We start from the raw sequence: 15,541 nt of genomic DNA on the forward strand, positions 1-15,541 counted from the left end.
CGCCCACAAGATCACCTCGGCCGTGAACTGCCGACCCTTGAATGGGTTCTTCTTGGACTTCATCACCCTGTCACCCAAGCCGCCGAAAAGCGCCGCGTTTTACCCGATATCTGGCCCGTCGAAAACGCTGCAACAGAACCCTTCTAAATTCCAATCCCGAAGCCGTCTACACCGGCCCGACCGTCGTCAACGGGGTGGCCACCAATCCGGGACCCAACGTCGTCCGCGACCGGCCGCGGCGCGAGGCCACGCAATTCCGCATCGGCAACCGCACCACGGCGACGTTCGGCTCGCATCTGGTCGATGTCGCCTTGGGCTACACCCACACGGACGACATGTTCCGCTTCCCGGTGTCGTCGGGCATCCGCAAGACCGAAGGCGGCGACGTGACCGCCGTTGCCCGCTACGCCTACAGCCTGGACCAGAGCCAGCCCTTGCCGCTGTTCGAGACGACCGTGCGGTATGTCGTCGGCTCGGCGGACCGCGAGGATTACCTGAACAATGCCGGGACCCAGGGCGCGCTGTTCGGGCGCAGCAAGCTGGAGGCAAGCACGCTGTCGCTCCATTCCGGCCTGAACCTGCCGCTGGGGGGCGAGGTCACGCTGTCGCCGGCGGTCACGCTCACCCATGCCACCCGCAAGAACGACGACACTTTCGGCGCGGCGCGGCGGCCCACCCTCGCCTTCAATCCGGCCAACCCCAGCGTGGCGCTGCCCGCCGGGTCTATCCCGGCCGGCGACACCAGCTACGACCGCAATTACGACGGCGTCAGCCCCAGCCTAGGCCTAACCTGGAAGCCGCATGCCGACCACACCCTCTTCGCCGCCGTGAGCCGCACCTTCGAGCCGCCGACCCATGACGACCTGATCGCCACCGTCAACGGCACGCCCAACAGCAGCGCCGGGCGCCCCAATCCCGCCCAGCCAGGCTTCAATTCCACAGCCTACCGCACGCCGGACCTGAAGGCGCAGACGGCGACCACCGTCGAAGCCGGATGGCGCGGTCGCGTCGGTATGGTCTCGGTCGATGCCGGAACCTATTACTCCTGGATCAGGAACGAGTTGCTCAGCCTGCGCGACGTCACCGGCGCCTCGCTTGGCGCGGTGAACGCCGGCCAGACGCGTCATTTCGGCGTCGAACTCGGGCTGTCCGCCAACCTGACGGAAAAGCTGACCGGCCGGATCGCCTACACCTTCCAGGATTTCCGCTTCCATGACGATCCGGTGCGCGGCGAGAACCGGCTGGCCGGCGCACCGCGCCACGTCATCAACGCCTCGGCCCGCTACGCGGTGACCCCGGCGCTGTCGCTGCAGGCGGAGGTCGACTGGTTTCCCGGCAAGACCCCGGTGGACAACATGAACAGCGTCCATACCGACGGCTACGCCACGGTCGATCTCGGCGCCACTTACGCCATCACCGAGCGTGTCAGCGTCTATGGCGAGGCGCGCAACATCTTCGACAAGACCTACGCCTCCTCCACCCTGATCGTCGATCAGGCATCGCCCACCCAGGCGGTCTATCTGCCGGGGGACGGCCGAGCCTTCTATGCCGGGCTGAAGGTGAATTTCTAACCCGGCGCTTTTCTGACCCGGCGCCTGCCCGGCCTCTTCCCCGCCTGACGAAAGCCGCCTGCCATGACACGAGAGACAGCCTCCCCGTCCCCTTGTCCCGACCCGTCACTGACGCTTTACGGCATCGGCCACGCCTATCTCGGGCGAACGGTGCTCGACGCGGTCGACCTGTCGCTGACGGTCGGCGAGGTGGCGGCGCTCGTCGGTCCTTCCGGCTGCGGCAAGAGCACCCTGGCCCACATCGCGGCCGGGGTGGTCGAACCGATGCGCGGCCGCGTCATGCGGGGGTACCGCCGCCATGGCATGGTGTTCCAGGACCCGCGCCTGCTGCCCTGGGCGACGGCACGGGCGAACATCGCCTACCCGCTGCGCCTGCTCGGCCTGTCACGGAGGGAGCGTCACGACCGGGCCGAGGAAGCCGCCGGACGGGTGGCGCTCGATGCCGGCGACCTCGACAAGTTCCCCATCGAGCTGTCGGGCGGCATGCGCCAGCGCGCGGCCATCGCCCGCGCGCTGGCGGTCGATCCGGACTTCATCTATTTCGACGAGCCCTTCACCGCTCTCGACGTCGCCCTGAAGCGCCGCATGCAGGATCTGGTGATCGAATCCTCGCGCGCCACGCGCTTCGGCGCCCTGTTCATCACCCATGATCTGATGGAGGCTGTCCGCATCGCCCACCGCGTCCTCGTCATGGATGTCCAGGGCCGCGGCATCGCCGGCGCGCGCACCATCCCCGGAGAGCCGGGCGCCCGCGACGACGGCGACCTCTACCGGCTGGTCGGCGGTTTCCTGGCCGACGACCCGCTGTTCCGCCACATCCACGACATCGACGAAAGGCGGATCCCATGACCGCCCTCAGCCGGGATGGCTCCGACCTTACCCTTGCCGGCATCCTCGGCGACGAGGGGTTGCGGCTGTTCTTTCCGCTCTCCGCCCTGCACGCCGCCCTGTGGCCGCTGCTGTGGGCTGTCGTCAACAGCTTCGCCCTGCCCATCGACGGCGCGATCCCGCCGGTCCTCTGGCATGGGCATGAAATGCTGTTCGGCGCCTTCGGCGCGGCGGTGATCGGCTTCGTCACCACAGCCATTCCGGAATGGACCGATACCCGGCGGCTGCAGGGACGCGCCCTGTTCGCCCTGGCCGGACTGTGGGGCATCGGCCGGGCCGGCGGCCTGGTCGGCGGCGACGGAGCCGCGATCGTCGCGGCCGTCGCCGACACCGTCTGGCTCGGCGCCCTTCCCCTCTATGTCGCGACGCTGTCCTGGCGGAAGCGCACCACCCGTCTGTTCGGCATGCTGGTCTGGCTCGGTGCGCTGGCCATGTCCGGAGGCGTCGTCCATGCCGGCTTCTTCCTTGGCGACGCTGCGCTCGCGCAGGCCGGATTGCACGGCGCCGGGCTGGTCCTGCTCGGGCTGCTTGGCCTCGTGCTGGCGCGGATCACGGTGCCAATCACCAACCTGGTTCTCGCCCCCGGCGGCGGCAGTTCGCCTTACAGGCCGCATCCCGGCCGCCTCAACCTTGCGCCCGGACTTGTCGCCATCGCGCTGGCCGGAGACATCGCCGGCATCCCGCCCGCCGTCGGCGCCTACCTGACCATCGCCGCCGGAGCCGCCTTTCTCGACCGTGTCGCCGAAGCCTTCATCGGCCGCGAGTTCTTCCGGACCGAGATCCTGGCGCTCGCCGGATCGAGCCTACTGGCGGGAGCCGGCTTGCTCCTCGTCGGCGCATCGCGGCTGGGCGCCCCCTTCCCCGAGACGCCGGCCCTGCATCTGGCGCTGATGGGCGGGCTCGGGCTCGGCGTGCTGGCGGTGTTCGCCGTTGCCGGGTTGTTCCACACCGGACGGACGCTTCCCCTGCCGCGGCCAGCACGGCTGGCGATCCTGCTGCTGGTCACGGCGGTGCTGCTGCGTGTCCTGCCGGACCTCGGGGTGCTGCCTCCGCCACCCGGTCCGCCACATGCGCTGGCGGGGCTGTCCTGGGCGACGGCCTTCCTGCTCTGGCTCCGGGTCTACTGGCCTTTCCTGTCGGCTCCCCGTGTGGAGGAAGCCGATGTCTGCTGATCCGTCCCCCTCCTTCCGGCAAGGCGGAAGGGATATGGCTGGTCCCGGCTCGGATGCCGGCCTTCGTCCGCTCGTCCTGTGCGGGACGCTTTATGCCGCCGGCCTCGTTGCGGCCTGGGTGCCATGGTTCCTCGGCTTCATCAGCCTGGACGTGGAATTCTCCCCCGTCGCCTGGCACGCGCACGAGTTGCTGTTCGGCTTTGCGCCGGCCGTCATCGCCGGGTTCCTGCCGGTGACCGGTCCAAACCGGAACGGACGCCAACCAAGCCTGGGAATCGCAGCATGGCTGTTCGCAGCATGGGTGGCCGGACGGCTGGGCGTGGCCGCGTCGGCCACCCTCGGGCCGCCGGCGACTGCAATGCTCACCCTGCTGTTTCCCCTGTCGCTCGCTGCCATGGCGGGTCGGACGATCCCTGTGGGGAGCCTGCGCGTCCTGACGCTCCATGGGGCGCTGTGCCTCCTGACCGGTGCCCAGATCCTCTTCCATTGGGAGCTTTGGCGCTATGGGCAGAGCATTTGCGGCACACGCCTCGCCGTGGCGGCGATGGCAGCGCCGGTCATGCTGTCCGGCAACGTGGCGCTGGCAAGCCCTGCCGGGTTCGATCCGCACCGGAACCCGGGGAAGACACACGGTGTCGCACCGGCACCCTGCATCTTCCCCCGCTTCGACGGGCTGGCGGCAGGCTTCGGCCTCCTCGCACTGGCCGCCTGGGTTGTGCAAGGCAGCGGACGCATGGACGGGAAAGCGAGCGGGACCTTGCTGCTGGCGGCGGGACTGGCGCTGGCGGTGCAGGTCGTCCGCAGGTGGCAAGGGATAGGCGGTCCATTCCTGTTCATCGCCTCCGTTACCCGTGCGTTCGTCCCGGCCGGTTTCCTGTTCGCGGCCGGGGCCTCGTTCACCGCCAGCCCGGCATATGCCAGAGCGGCACTACATGCATGGACGGCAGCCGCCATCGGCGGCATGATGCTCGCGGCGGCGGCCCGTCCCGAACCGACCCGCGCCGCCTTGTGGTTGACAATCGTGATCCATGCCGCCGTGATGACCGCCGCCGTTGCGCGGATCGCCGCAGCCTTCGCCCCGCAAAATACGATGCTGCTGATGCCGCTGTCCGGCACCGCGTGGATCATCGCCTTTCTTCTGTTCGGCATCGCCGGCAGCCGCACAACACAGACGGGACCTCATCCGCGCGAACCCGCGTCCACCGAACCGGGCCAAGATCAGTCTGGGCGCGACGGCTGAGGGTGGAATGGTCGGGTATGGCAAGCTCCACGCCAACCAGTCTGACGATGGAACCGACTAGGCCTGCGGTTTGGCGCAACGGCAGCCGGAACACGGCGCGCAAGGTCAAGGCTGTCGTGATCGCCAGGTCCGAGTAGAGGCGCTGCCCGCCGGGCGTGGTCCGCGTCTCCGCCCGCCAGCGCGCGACTGCTTCCGGCGTGAACCAGACCGTCAGGCTGCCGCGCGCCCGAAGCCCCGCGTCATACCCCGCCCGGTTGCGAACCCGATGGCGCTGCTTCGGAATGTAATGGCGGTGGGACGCATTGGCTTTGAACGGCGTGACCGAACCGGCACGAGGGCGAAGGGTTGGTCTTCTACTTCGATACCCCGAATGCCGCAACCGAACGCCTTGGTGCAACAAGGTCGTCTTACGCACCAACGTCACTTCTACCCAGAGCCAGGGCCAACTGACCGATGGCGCAGGGCGTACCGGAGAATGTGATCGGTGAGCGGACGGTGACGATCTCTCCCTCGGTGGGATGGTGCATCGACTGGAACATGCCCACGGCGTTCAGGTGCGCGTCATCCAGCAGGGCGTCCAGGGAATTGACCGGCGCGCATGGTATGTCCAGGCGGCCGAGCAGGTCCAGCCAATGGACGGTCGTCTCCGACGGCAGGCAGGCGGCCAACCGTTCGTACAAGGTGCCGATTATTGCGGCACGCTCGGAGTTGGAGGCGAGGGCCGGATCGTCAGCCCAGTCCGGACGTCCAACGGCCATGAAGAAGGCACGCCAATGGCGGCCGGTATAGGGCATCACGCAGAGGTGGCCGTCATGCGTCTCATAAGGCCTTCGGTGTGGTGCCAGCAGCCGATCATAGCCGGTGGGGCCGATCGGCGGACGGAAACTGCGCCCTGCCAGATGCTCGACTGCCAGGAAGGACACCATCGTTTCGAACATCGGCACCTCCACCGCCTGCCCGATCCCCGACGCCGTACGGGCCAGCAGGGCCGCGTTGATCGCCGCGGTGGCGTGCAGTCCGGTGATCTTGTCGGCGGCAATGGTCGGAGCGTAACGGGGAACGCCGGCGGTGCGCGCATAAAGATCGGCCAAGCCTGACTCGGCCTGGATGACGTCATCGTAGGCGGGTCTGTCCCGATAGGGGCCGCCCTGTCCGTAACCGACGACCGAACAATGGATGAGGCGCGGGTTGCGGGCGTGAAGCGTTGCGAAGTCCAGTCCGAGCCTCCCGATCGCCTGGGGCCGCATGTTGTGCAGCAGCACGTCAGCCTCGTCCACAAGCGCTAGCAGACCAACGAGGTCCGCGGGATTTTTCAGGTCGAGAACCCGGCTCTCCTTGTTGCGGTTGCAGTTGAGGAAGGCGGCCCCCATGCCTGGGGACCGTGCCGGACCGGGCGCGCGCATGATGTCGCCGCCGGGAGGTTCCACCTTGATGATCCGTGCCCCGAAGTCGCCCAGCATCTGGCTGGCGTAGGGGCCGGCGATTACCGTGCTGAGATCGACCACCGTGATCCCGTCGAGCGGCCCGACCATGCGGCATTCTCCCTTCCCAATCAGCCGTCAGCGCGCGGTAAAGCCGCCATCCACCGGCAACGCGACACCGGTGACGAACGAGGCGTCATCCGACAGCAGCCACAGGGCGGCATGGGCCACCTCTTCAGCCTTGCACAGGCGGCCCATCGGTACGGTCGTCAGCATGCGCTGCTGGTTGGCGGCCGCTTCGTCCGGATCGCCGGAACGACCGGTAAAGCCCAGCTTCATCGGGGTGTCGGCCAAACCGGGGCACACCACGTTGACGCGAACATTGTCGGCGGCGAAGCGCTGTGCCAGCGATTTGGTCAGGCCGACCACCGCGAATTTTGCCGCCGAGTAGACCGGACTGAACATCGACCCGACCAGCCCCGATACCGAGGCGGTGAACAGCATCGCGCCGCCGCCGCGTTTGCGCATGTGCCCGATAGCCTCGCCGGCCGCCAGCGTGGCGGAGGTGATGTTCAGGGCAATGGCGTGATCGTAGGCGGTGAGGTCGAGATTCTCGACGCCCCCTGGCCCCGGCGTTCCAGCGTGCGCCCACAGCAGGTCGATACCGCCCAGCCGCTCGGCCGCTTCGTTGATGGACCGGCGCATGTCGTCGGGCCGCGACAGGTCGGCCTGGATGGTGTCGATGGCGTGACCCTTTGCGGTCATTTCGGCTGCAAGGCTTGCAAGTCCGTCGGCGCTGACATCCACGGCGGCCACCCGCGCACCTTCGCGCAGGAACAGTTCTACGCCAGCCCGGCCCATGCCGGAGGCGGCGGCCGTTACGACGACCAGCTTGTTGGGAAGACGCATGGTGGTTCTCTCTCGGTCGGAGTTCGGGGATGGAGCGTCAGACGGCGTAGGCGTCGGGAAAGCGGCCGGTGGTGCTGATGGCGGTGGTGCGGGTTTCCAGATAAGAATCCAGCGCCTCGACCCCGTTCTCACGCCCCCAGCCGCTGGCCTTGAAGCCGCCATAGGGTGTGGACCAGCGGATGAAGCGATACGTGTTCACCCACACCATGCCTGCGCGGATGCGCGACGCCACCCGGTGGGCCCGTCCGACGTCGCCGGTCCACAGGCCGGCGGTCAGGCCGTAGCTGGTGTCATTGGCGATGGCGACCGCCTCCTCCTCGTCATCGAAGGGGATCAGGGCGGCGACCGGCCCGAAGATCTCCTCCCGCGCGATGCGCATGGCGTTGCTGACCCCGGCGAACACGGTCGGCTCGACGAAATAGCCGCCGTCCAGTCCGTTCCCGCTCAGACGGTTTCCGCCGGTGACCAACTCGGCCCGCTCATCGCGACCGACGGCGATGTAGGACAAGGTTTTTGCCAGTTGCTCGGCGTGGGCCTGGGGGCCCATGTGGGTGGTCTCGTCCAGCGGACGGCCAACCCGAACGCGGGCGGCCCGGCGGATAAACTCCTCCACCACGCGGTCATAGACCGGCCGCTGCACCAGCACCCGCGATCCCAGCGCGCAACTCTGGCCGCACAGGGTCCAGGCCGAATTGGTGGCGGCGTTCAGCGCCTGTTCCAGATCCGCGTCGGCGAACAGGATGTGCGGCGACTTGCCGCCCAGCTCGAAGGTGAACCGCTTCATCGTCTCGGCGCCGGTACGCAGGATGGCTTTCGCCGTGGTCCCCTCGCCGGTGAAGGCGATCTTGTCCACATCGGGGTGGGCGACCAGATGCTCTCCTGCGCCATCCTTGCCATGGCCGGGCACGATGTTGACGACGCCGGGCGGGAAGCCCGCCTCGTCGAACAGCCGCCCCAACTCCAGAGAGGTGACGGGCGTGTGTTCGGCCGGCTTCAACACCACGGTGCAGCCGGCTGCCAGCGCCGGACCAAGCTTCCACGCGGCGGCCATCAGCGGCACGTTCCACGGCGTGATGGCGCCGACCACCCCGACCGGCACACGCGTCGTGAAGATGTGGACGCTGTCGTCGAAGGGGATGGTGCGGCCGGCATGCTTGTCGGCGAGCGAGGCCCACCAGTGATAGCCGTTGGAATGGGCACCGATGTCCAGCAGGGATTCGCGCAATGCCCGGCCGGAATCGCGGGTTTCCAGCACCGCAAGCGTGCGGGCGCGCTCTTTGTATAGATCGGCGAAACGGCGCAACAAGGCGGCGCGCTCGTGCCCCGGCATGCGGCCCCAGGGGCCCTCCAGCGCCGCACGGGCGGCGGCGACCGCCTTGTCGATGTCGCGCTTGCCGCCAAAGGCGACGATGGCCCAGGCTGTGCCGGTCGACGGATCGATGCTTTCCATCAGGCCGCCGTCCTCCGGCGCCACCCAGGCGCCGCCGATGAACAGGTGGTCGTAGCGGGCGAGTTCGCCCCCGGCCGGCGGGGATGCGTTCGGCAAGGCCGGGGCGTTGGCGGTGGAACTCATGGTTCCCCCTTCCTTGTAAGGTTGCATTGCGATGGAATGAAAAAAAGGGCAGCCAAGCGTAGTTAGGCCCGGCAGCGGGCTTTACTTGACCAAGGGGCACTCGCTGTCCTTCAGCGGCCGGAAGGCTTGTTCGGCCGGGATGGTGGCGAGAATCTTGTAGTAGTCGTAGGGGGCTTTGGATTCGGCGGGCTTCTTGACCTGGACCAGCATCATCGGATGGACGACACGGCCGTCGGGGCGCAGATGGGTGGAGCCGAACAGCGGATCCTCAAAGGTGCCGGTCTCGCGCATCGCCTTGACGACGGCGGCACCGTCCTTGGCAGAACCGACCTTGGCCACCGCTTTGAGATAGGCGAGCGAGGCCGAGTAGGCTCCTGCCTGGTTCATGGTGGGATAGCGCCCGCCGTTGCGGGCGGCGTAACGCTGGCCGAAAGCGCGGGTCCGCTCGTTCTGATCCCAATAGAAGGCGGTGGTCAGCTGCAACCCCTGCGCCGTCTGAAGGCCCAGGGAATGGATGTCGGACAGAAACAGCAGCATCCCGGCCAACGACTGCCCGTTTTCGACCATGCCGAATTCGGCCGCCTGTTTGATCGCTGTGATGGTGTCGCCACCGGCGTTCGCCAGCGCCACCACCTGTGCCCCCGACGCCTGGGCCTGAAGCAGGTAAGAAGAGAAGTCCTTGCTGTCCGTCGGGTGGCGGATGCCGCCCAGCACCGTGCCGCCTTCGGCCTTTATGACGGCGGACGCATCGCGTTCCAGCGAATGGCCGAGCGCGAAATCGACGGTCAGAAAATACCAGGATTTGCCGCCGCCCTTCACGATCGCGTCGGCGGTGCCATGGGCGAGTGCCCATGTATCGTAGGTCCAGTGGACTGAATTCGGCGTGCAGGCCTTGCCGGTCAGTTCCGACGTGCCGGACGCGGTGAACAGCGCCACCTTGTTCTTGTCCTTCACCAGCGGAGCCACCGCCAGCGAAATGGCGCTGGTCGGCAGGTCGACCAAAGCGTCCACGCCTTCGGAATCGAACCATTTGCGGGCGATGCTGCTTGAAATGTCCGGTTTGTTCTGCGCATCGGCGGACACCACCTCGATGCTCAGCGCATCGGACCCAGGCAGCTTCTTGAAATCCTCCACGGCCATCAGCGTCGCATCCAGAGCACCCTTTCCGCCGATGTCGGAAAAGATGCCGGACATGTCCGCCAACACCCCCAGCTTGACCGGAACCTGCGCCGCCGCGGCGGAGCCCATCCCCAGAAGCGCGGACAAGACCAAGGCGATAGCCGTTCCAGCATGCGGTGATGACATCGGTATCCTCCCATTGCCGTTGTTGCTTCGGTCCCGGTTCGGGGCCGTTGAGGTCGAGATCGGCATACCGGCCGATCATTTGTGAACCTGAAATTCTTGTATGTGAATTTCACATTCATGTAAAGCCGCTTCAGCGGCAGGGCGACGGTGTCGGACGCGTCGAAAAGCCAGCGCCCGGACGGCTCTGCATGCTCAATTTCCTCAGGCGGTCGGCCAAGGTTCCCCTCCGCTCCAAGGGCAGCAGGGGCTCAAGAATATTCATGTACATGAATAGGTTATTCTGATAGGAGCAACGGCAGGAAACAACTGCAACATCGCAAGGCTGTTCAGGATGTCTGCATCGCTGAGCCGGACGCTGCACCTGTCCATATCGGTGAAAAATGATCGACAGCCCCGATCCCGACGCGTCAGAACGACGTCCCGCCACGCTGCGCCCGCAGCCTGAAACATCCGGTTTCCAAGCCAACCAGCCAGACCCGCAGGACAGAATGCACGTCAAACAGGCCGCCAACGTATTGGAGTTGTTGGAGTATTTTTCCCGCCGCCGGCGTGCTGCGACCTTGGCCGAAATTTCTGACGATCTGGGATGGCCTCGGTCGAGCACCTTCAATCTTGTCGGGACATTGGCCGAGAAGGGCTTTCTCTACGAACCGCGGATCAGAGGCGGATATTATCCGACGCCGCGCTGGCTGACCCTTTCGCAAACCATCGCCGACGCTGAGCCGCTGCCCGACGGGGTGCTGGACCTTGCCGCTGAAATCGCAGAGGAGAGTGGAGAAACCACGGCAATTGCGGCGCCGGCAGGAGTCCATGCGATCTTCATCCATGTGGTGGAATCGACCCAGGCCATCCGCTACTTCACCCAGGTTGGCGACCGCATTCCGCTTTACGCAAGTTCGGTCGGCCGTGCGATTTTGGCCCAGTACAGCGCCGACGAGCGGCAGGCTCTTTACCGGCGCATCCAGTTTGAGCGCTTTTCCGACACCACCTTGACCAGCATCGATGCCCTTGAAGCGGAACTTCGCCGGGCAGCCGAGCGTGGTTATCACCAGAGCAACGCCGAATACCAAACAGATTTGGCCGGCGTTTCCCTGCCGCTGCCCATCGGCATGCGCCGGCTGTCCATCGTGGTTGCCGGGCCGGTCTCCCGATGTCTGGATCGCCGCCCCCAGATCGCGGACCTTATCCGCCGAGGCATCCGCCGTTTTTCCCGCGACTTGGACATTCCCGATCAATCATGACTTGAATGCCATAGTCAGCTTGTGGCACGGACGGTGGCGATGCCGCAACCAAAGGGCCCGCCTCCGATCCGGGACGTCACCATGCGGTACAAGGGATGGTGTTGCGCAAATTGGGCTGCGGCAGCTTGTTGCACGGATGAGCCAAGTATCGTAGGCAGCGGCCCCTTCTTCGTCTGGGTTGCACGCTATGCCCTATGCCGCATAAGGCCAACGCCGCTCGCCGTCGCCACATTCCCCGATCGAAACGGTGCGTTCTCAACTGGGCCGAGTACGACGCTGCCTTGCGCCAGCGCGGCAGCCTGACCGTGTGGGTCACCGACGAGGCCATCGCGCATTGGAAGGCGGCACCACGCAGCACGCCGGGTGGACAGCCGTCCTACTCCGACTTGCCGATCACAACGGCGCTGATGTTGCCCACCGTGTTCCGTATGGCGCTGCGCCAGACCGAGGGGCTCCTCGCCTCCATCCTGCACCTGCTCGGCCTCGAACTGCCAGTCCCGGACCACTCCACGATCAGCCGGCGCACCAAGACCGTGATCCTGCCCAAGCCGCCGCGCACGGTTGCGTCAGATCTCGCGCCACAACGTGGATGAGGGCATGGCGCCGCCCTGAATTGGTGGACTTGGGTTACGCGACAGCGATCATGTCGCGGAGGGCGGCGACGCGCTGGACATGGATTGCCCGTCGGCGCGCCGCGGGGATGTGCTGCTTGCGCCGGGTCGCCGGGCGCAGGAAGCTGCGCACCTCATCGTGAGCCCGGCAGAAGCGGGCGGCGCTGATCGGGGACTTGAAGCCGCGCATCGGCCGCGTGCGGCCTTTGACCCCACGGTGATCTTGCTCCAGATGATAATTCTTGAATTTTGATGTGCGGTGTTCGACGTCGTCTCCGAACACCTCGTCGAGGGCCGGCGGATAGCCGGAATGCTTGTCGGTGGTGATCGTCTCGGGAATGATCCCAGTCACCTCGATCGCCGAGCGGAAGAACGCTTCGGCAGCGACTTGGTTGCGGGTGGCGCTGAGATAGACGTCGACCAGGTTGCCGTCGCTGTCGATGGCTCGGTACAGGTACTGCCACTGACCGGCGACTTTGAGATACGTCTCGTCCACGTACCAGCTCCGGCCAACCTTTCCTCGACGGCGCTGGCGCAGGGCGTCCGCTAGCAGCGGCGCCAACTTGGCCTCCCAGTCGCGCACCGCCTCATGGGAAAAGACCAAGCCGCGCAAGAGCAGGATCTCGGCGAGATCGCGCAGGCTGAGCTTGAGCCGAAGCCGCCACAGTACGATCAAGAAGACCACGTCCGTGGGTAGCTGCAGCCGGTTCAGCACTGAGCCGGTGCGCTCGTTGAAGCCGTGCCGGCATTCGCGGCAACGGAAGCGGCGATAGCCATGCGCCGTTCGATCTGAACGCTCCGAGGTTGCAGTCGAGTGGCAGTGCGGACAGCGCATCCATCTCCTCCAGAGTGGAGGTGATCCTCTACGTCAGCCCCACGGTTACAAGCAAGATGGCGCGAGGGCTGACGGAACCCTTCTCGTAGCCGCCCTTGGCTTCTGGCGTTTCTTCGTCATGTGGCCCACTGACGAAGACATCGCCGCCATCAGCCGCAGTCGTCCATAATAGGAGCAGATCAGGCCAGCAACCGGTTCCGTCAGGTCTCGCGCCAAGGTGAGGGAGTAGGCGCAGAGAGCCCGTCCTCCGGTTCCGTGTTGGTCAGGCGACAGCGAGCATATCGCGCAGGGCGGCAACCCTCTGGACATGGATCGCCCGTCGCCGCGCCGCTGGGACGTGCTGCTTGCGCTTAGTCGCCGGCCGCAGGAAGTCGCGCACCTCATCGTGGGCCCGGCAGAAGCGGTGAGCACTGGTTTGGGTTTGGAAGCCGCGCATCGGGCGCGTGCGGCCTTTGATCCCGCGATGATCCTGCTCGAGATGGTTATTCTTGAACTTGGAAGTGCGGTGCTTGACGTCGTCGCCGAACACCTCCTCCAGAGCCGGCGGGTAGCCTGCATACTTGTCGGTGGTGATGGTTTCCGGGATGATGCCGATGACGTCCACGGCGGAGTGGAAGAACGCCTCGGCGGCGGCCTGGTTGCGGGGCGCGCTTAGGTAGACATCGACCAGATTGCCGTCGGTGTCGATGGCCCGGTACAGGTAGTGCCACTGTCCAGCGATCTGCAGGTACGTCTCATCCACGTACCAACTCCGGCCGATTTTGCCCTTGCGCCGTTTGCGCAAGGCCTCGGTGAGCAGTTGCGCCAGCTTGGCTTCCCAGTCGCGCACCGCCTCGTGCGAAAAGGCCAGCCCGCGCAGCAGCAGGACTTCCGCAAAGTCGCGCAGGCTGAGCTTCATCCGGAGGCGCCACAGCACAATAAGAAAGGCCACATCGGTGGGGACCTGCAGCCGGTTCAGCAGCGAGCCCGTGCGCTCGTTGAACTGGCGTCCGCACCCGCGGCAGCGGAAGCGCCGGTACCCCTGGGCCGTGCGGTCTGAACGCTCGGTAGTCGCGGTCGAAGAGCAGTGCGGGCAGCGCATACGGCACCTCCTGAAGGGAGGTGATCCTCTACGGCAGCGCTGGCACGATGATCAAGCTGGCGCGAAACCTGCCGGAACCGTTCAGTCGAAGTCTGTCGGAAGCCCCAAATCTCGCGAGTGCTGGAATAGTCGCGCGATCTGAAATGGCAGCACTCGGCTGATGGAAAGTTCAGCTTCCGGCACATCCTCCTGCGCAAAGAATGTTGCGGCACTCGTTTCGTGCCCATCCCCGCGCGCGTGATCCGTGGCGCTGACCGCGTCGCAGATGAAGAACATCTTGTAGATGTGAAATGGATAAGGCGGCTGGTGGGGGTGGCGAGCCCGGTCATAGACACAGGCCAACTTGCGCACCCGAACCTCGATGCCGGCCTCCTCCAGAACCTCGCGCGCGACGCACTCGCTCGGTGACTGGTTGACGTCGGCCCAGCCGCCAGGCAGGGTCCAGCGGCCGCCATCAGCCATCTCACGGACTAGGAGGATGCGGCCAGCGTGATCGAACACCGCCCCACGCACGTCCACTTTGGGTGTGGCGTAGCCGGACTGCTCCGCAAAGAGCGCTTCGATCCGGACCGGATCGCCGCCGGAACGCGCTGCCATCATCTCTGCGGCCAGGAGTCGCAGATCTTCGTACCGCTCACGGTCATAGACATCCCTGGTGAAGGCAAGGCCAGATTGTGCCAGCGCTTGAATGCGCCGAGCCCAAACCAACCAATCCGGTTCCATGTCGCACTCCCTGAAACACCTGAGCAAAACGGCACAGGTGACGATGGGCACGTCCAGCCAAAGGCGCAATCGCGCCCTTAGCCATAGGCATCAGTACCTGTCGCTCGCTTTCCGACGAAACCTCCCGCAGCGCCTATGCGAACAAAGGCTGTATGGCCAGACACCGCCGGCAGCGATCCGGATCCGGATCAGGCTGGCCAGCACCGGCCCGGCCGGCTCCTCGATCTCCACTGCCGCCGCCCGCTCGCCGACATTGAGGCCCTGCGCTTGGTGCCTGCTGTCCAGCGCCGACGACGATCATAATTTTCGCGCGTCCGATGATGCGCGGGGTTAGAATGCACTCGGCAAAAGGGTGTCGCGAAAGGAAGGGCATGCTCACCCGCGCCGACCAACATAGAGGCCGGGTACAGCAGAACTGGAAACCGCTGCTGGCACTCTGCTGCTGGTTGGCCCCCCTAAACGAGTAGTGAAGGGTCGCAGTCATGCCCGCGTCTCAAGAAAAACAAAAGTCCAGTGGATGTATGGCCGCCCCAGCATATCGTTTCGCTCTGTAACGTGGACCACGTTCAGACCGTGCAAACCCGCAAGCTCAATTGCTTCATCCGCCGTGACTTTGAACATCCTCCGTCCTTGAGGAACTGGACCATGACGCAGTGATACCGACTCTCCTATGAAATGACCTTCTGGAGCCAAGGCGGGAAGCAGAGGGATTTGATGCGGCCGGTTTCGGCGACGAGCGCGTTCCAAGCGTCGCAGCAAGCGTCGATGATGGCGTCCTGATCGGGAAAGACCCGCAGCGACATCAGCTTCTCGCGCAAGAAGAGCCAGATGCGCTCGATAGTTTTGCCATGGGACCTCTCTCTGTTGGGTTCCTGCTGAAGGGCTCAGCCGGTAACGGAGGCGTCCTGAGTTGGGAGATCCCGCAAGCGGACAAGCCAAATCCGTTGGCCGCCGACCTGTGCCAGATGGCC

The 15,541-nt window shown here is 65.8% G+C and carries 13 protein-coding genes and 2 pseudogenes; 6 read left to right on the top strand and 9 right to left on the bottom strand.

The features are described 5' to 3' along the window. The first annotated feature begins 194 nt into the window (after positions 1–194). The 4 genes from VD964_RS27450 (at position 195) to VD964_RS27465 (ending at position 4,871) form a co-directional block, all read left to right on the top strand. Positions 195–1,571 (top strand): TonB-dependent receptor domain-containing protein, encoded by a 1,377-nt coding sequence (locus VD964_RS27450; protein WP_324871628.1) that lies wholly within the window; start codon positions 195–197, stop codon positions 1,569–1,571. Between the two features lie 63 nt (positions 1,572–1,634). Then, complete coding sequence (locus VD964_RS27455) at positions 1,635–2,420, top strand: ABC transporter ATP-binding protein (protein WP_324871629.1); 786 nt, start codon at positions 1,635–1,637, stop codon at positions 2,418–2,420. After that, positions 2,417–3,631 carry an NnrS family protein gene (locus VD964_RS27460; RefSeq protein WP_324871630.1) on the top strand — a complete coding sequence of 405 codons (1,215 nt, stop codon included), beginning with the start codon at positions 2,417–2,419 and terminating at the stop codon, positions 3,629–3,631. The genes VD964_RS27455 and VD964_RS27460 overlap by 4 nt, the downstream gene beginning before the upstream one ends. Before the next feature lie 34 nt (positions 3,632–3,665). Then, on the top strand, positions 3,666–4,871 hold the full coding sequence (locus VD964_RS27465) for an NnrS family protein (protein WP_324871631.1): 1,206 nt from the start codon (positions 3,666–3,668) through the stop codon (positions 4,869–4,871). Here the strand turns inward: VD964_RS27465 and VD964_RS27470 are convergent. From VD964_RS27470 to VD964_RS27490, 5 genes and pseudogenes are all read right to left on the bottom strand, one after another. Continuing rightward, positions 4,840–5,154, bottom strand: a pseudogene (locus VD964_RS27470) (transposase); the annotation flags it as partial. The gene VD964_RS27465 and the pseudogene VD964_RS27470 sit on opposite strands and share 32 nt — an antisense overlap. 124 nt (positions 5,155–5,278) lie before the next feature. After that, positions 5,279–6,403: a CoA transferase gene (locus VD964_RS27475; protein WP_324871632.1), complete on the bottom strand. Its 1,125-nt coding sequence runs from the start codon at positions 6,401–6,403 to the stop codon at positions 5,279–5,281. Between the two features lie 27 nt (positions 6,404–6,430). Further along, complete coding sequence (locus VD964_RS27480; protein ID WP_324871633.1) at positions 6,431–7,201, bottom strand: SDR family NAD(P)-dependent oxidoreductase; 771 nt, start codon at positions 7,199–7,201, stop codon at positions 6,431–6,433. 37 nt (positions 7,202–7,238) lie between these two features. Further along, positions 7,239–8,774, bottom strand: coding sequence for an aldehyde dehydrogenase (locus VD964_RS27485; protein WP_324871634.1), 1,536 nt, complete (start codon positions 8,772–8,774; stop codon positions 7,239–7,241). 81 nt (positions 8,775–8,855) lie between these two features. Next, on the bottom strand, positions 8,856–10,079 hold the full coding sequence (locus VD964_RS27490; RefSeq protein WP_324871635.1) for an ABC transporter substrate-binding protein: 1,224 nt from the start codon (positions 10,077–10,079) through the stop codon (positions 8,856–8,858). Between the two features lie 380 nt (positions 10,080–10,459). On the opposite strand from VD964_RS27490, the gene VD964_RS27495 reads away from it, so the two are divergent. Further along, on the top strand, positions 10,460–11,320 hold the full coding sequence (locus tag VD964_RS27495) for an IclR family transcriptional regulator (RefSeq protein WP_324871636.1): 861 nt from the start codon (positions 10,460–10,462) through the stop codon (positions 11,318–11,320). A gap of 194 nt (positions 11,321–11,514) precedes the next feature. Further along, positions 11,515–11,895: pseudogene (locus tag VD964_RS27500) on the top strand (transposase); the annotation flags it as partial. A gap of 52 nt (positions 11,896–11,947) precedes the next feature. Here VD964_RS27500 and VD964_RS27505 read toward each other — a convergent pair. The 4 genes from VD964_RS27505 to VD964_RS27520 all read right to left on the bottom strand — a co-directional run bounded on the left by VD964_RS27505 (position 11,948) and on the right by VD964_RS27520 (position 15,388). Then, the gene (locus tag VD964_RS27505; RefSeq protein WP_324871637.1) at positions 11,948–12,766 is read right to left on the bottom strand and encodes an IS6 family transposase; all 819 of its coding nucleotides are present in this window, start codon (positions 12,764–12,766) and stop codon (positions 11,948–11,950) included. A gap of 262 nt (positions 12,767–13,028) precedes the next feature. Then, positions 13,029–13,847 (bottom strand): IS6 family transposase, encoded by an 819-nt coding sequence (locus VD964_RS27510; RefSeq protein ID WP_324871638.1) that lies wholly within the window; start codon positions 13,845–13,847, stop codon positions 13,029–13,031. Positions 13,848–13,928: 81 nt separating this feature from the next. Next, complete coding sequence (locus VD964_RS27515; protein ID WP_324871639.1) at positions 13,929–14,570, bottom strand: NUDIX hydrolase; 642 nt, start codon at positions 14,568–14,570, stop codon at positions 13,929–13,931. A 668-nt stretch (positions 14,571–15,238) separates the two neighbouring features. Then, a complete protein-coding gene (locus tag VD964_RS27520; protein ID WP_324871640.1) occupies positions 15,239–15,388 on the bottom strand; it encodes a hypothetical protein in 150 nt (49 codons plus the stop codon). Between the last annotated feature and the right edge of the window lie 153 nt (positions 15,389–15,541).

Source organism: Azospirillum sp., from assembly GCF_035628975.1.
Lineage (GTDB): Bacteria > Pseudomonadota > Alphaproteobacteria > Azospirillales > Azospirillaceae > Azospirillum.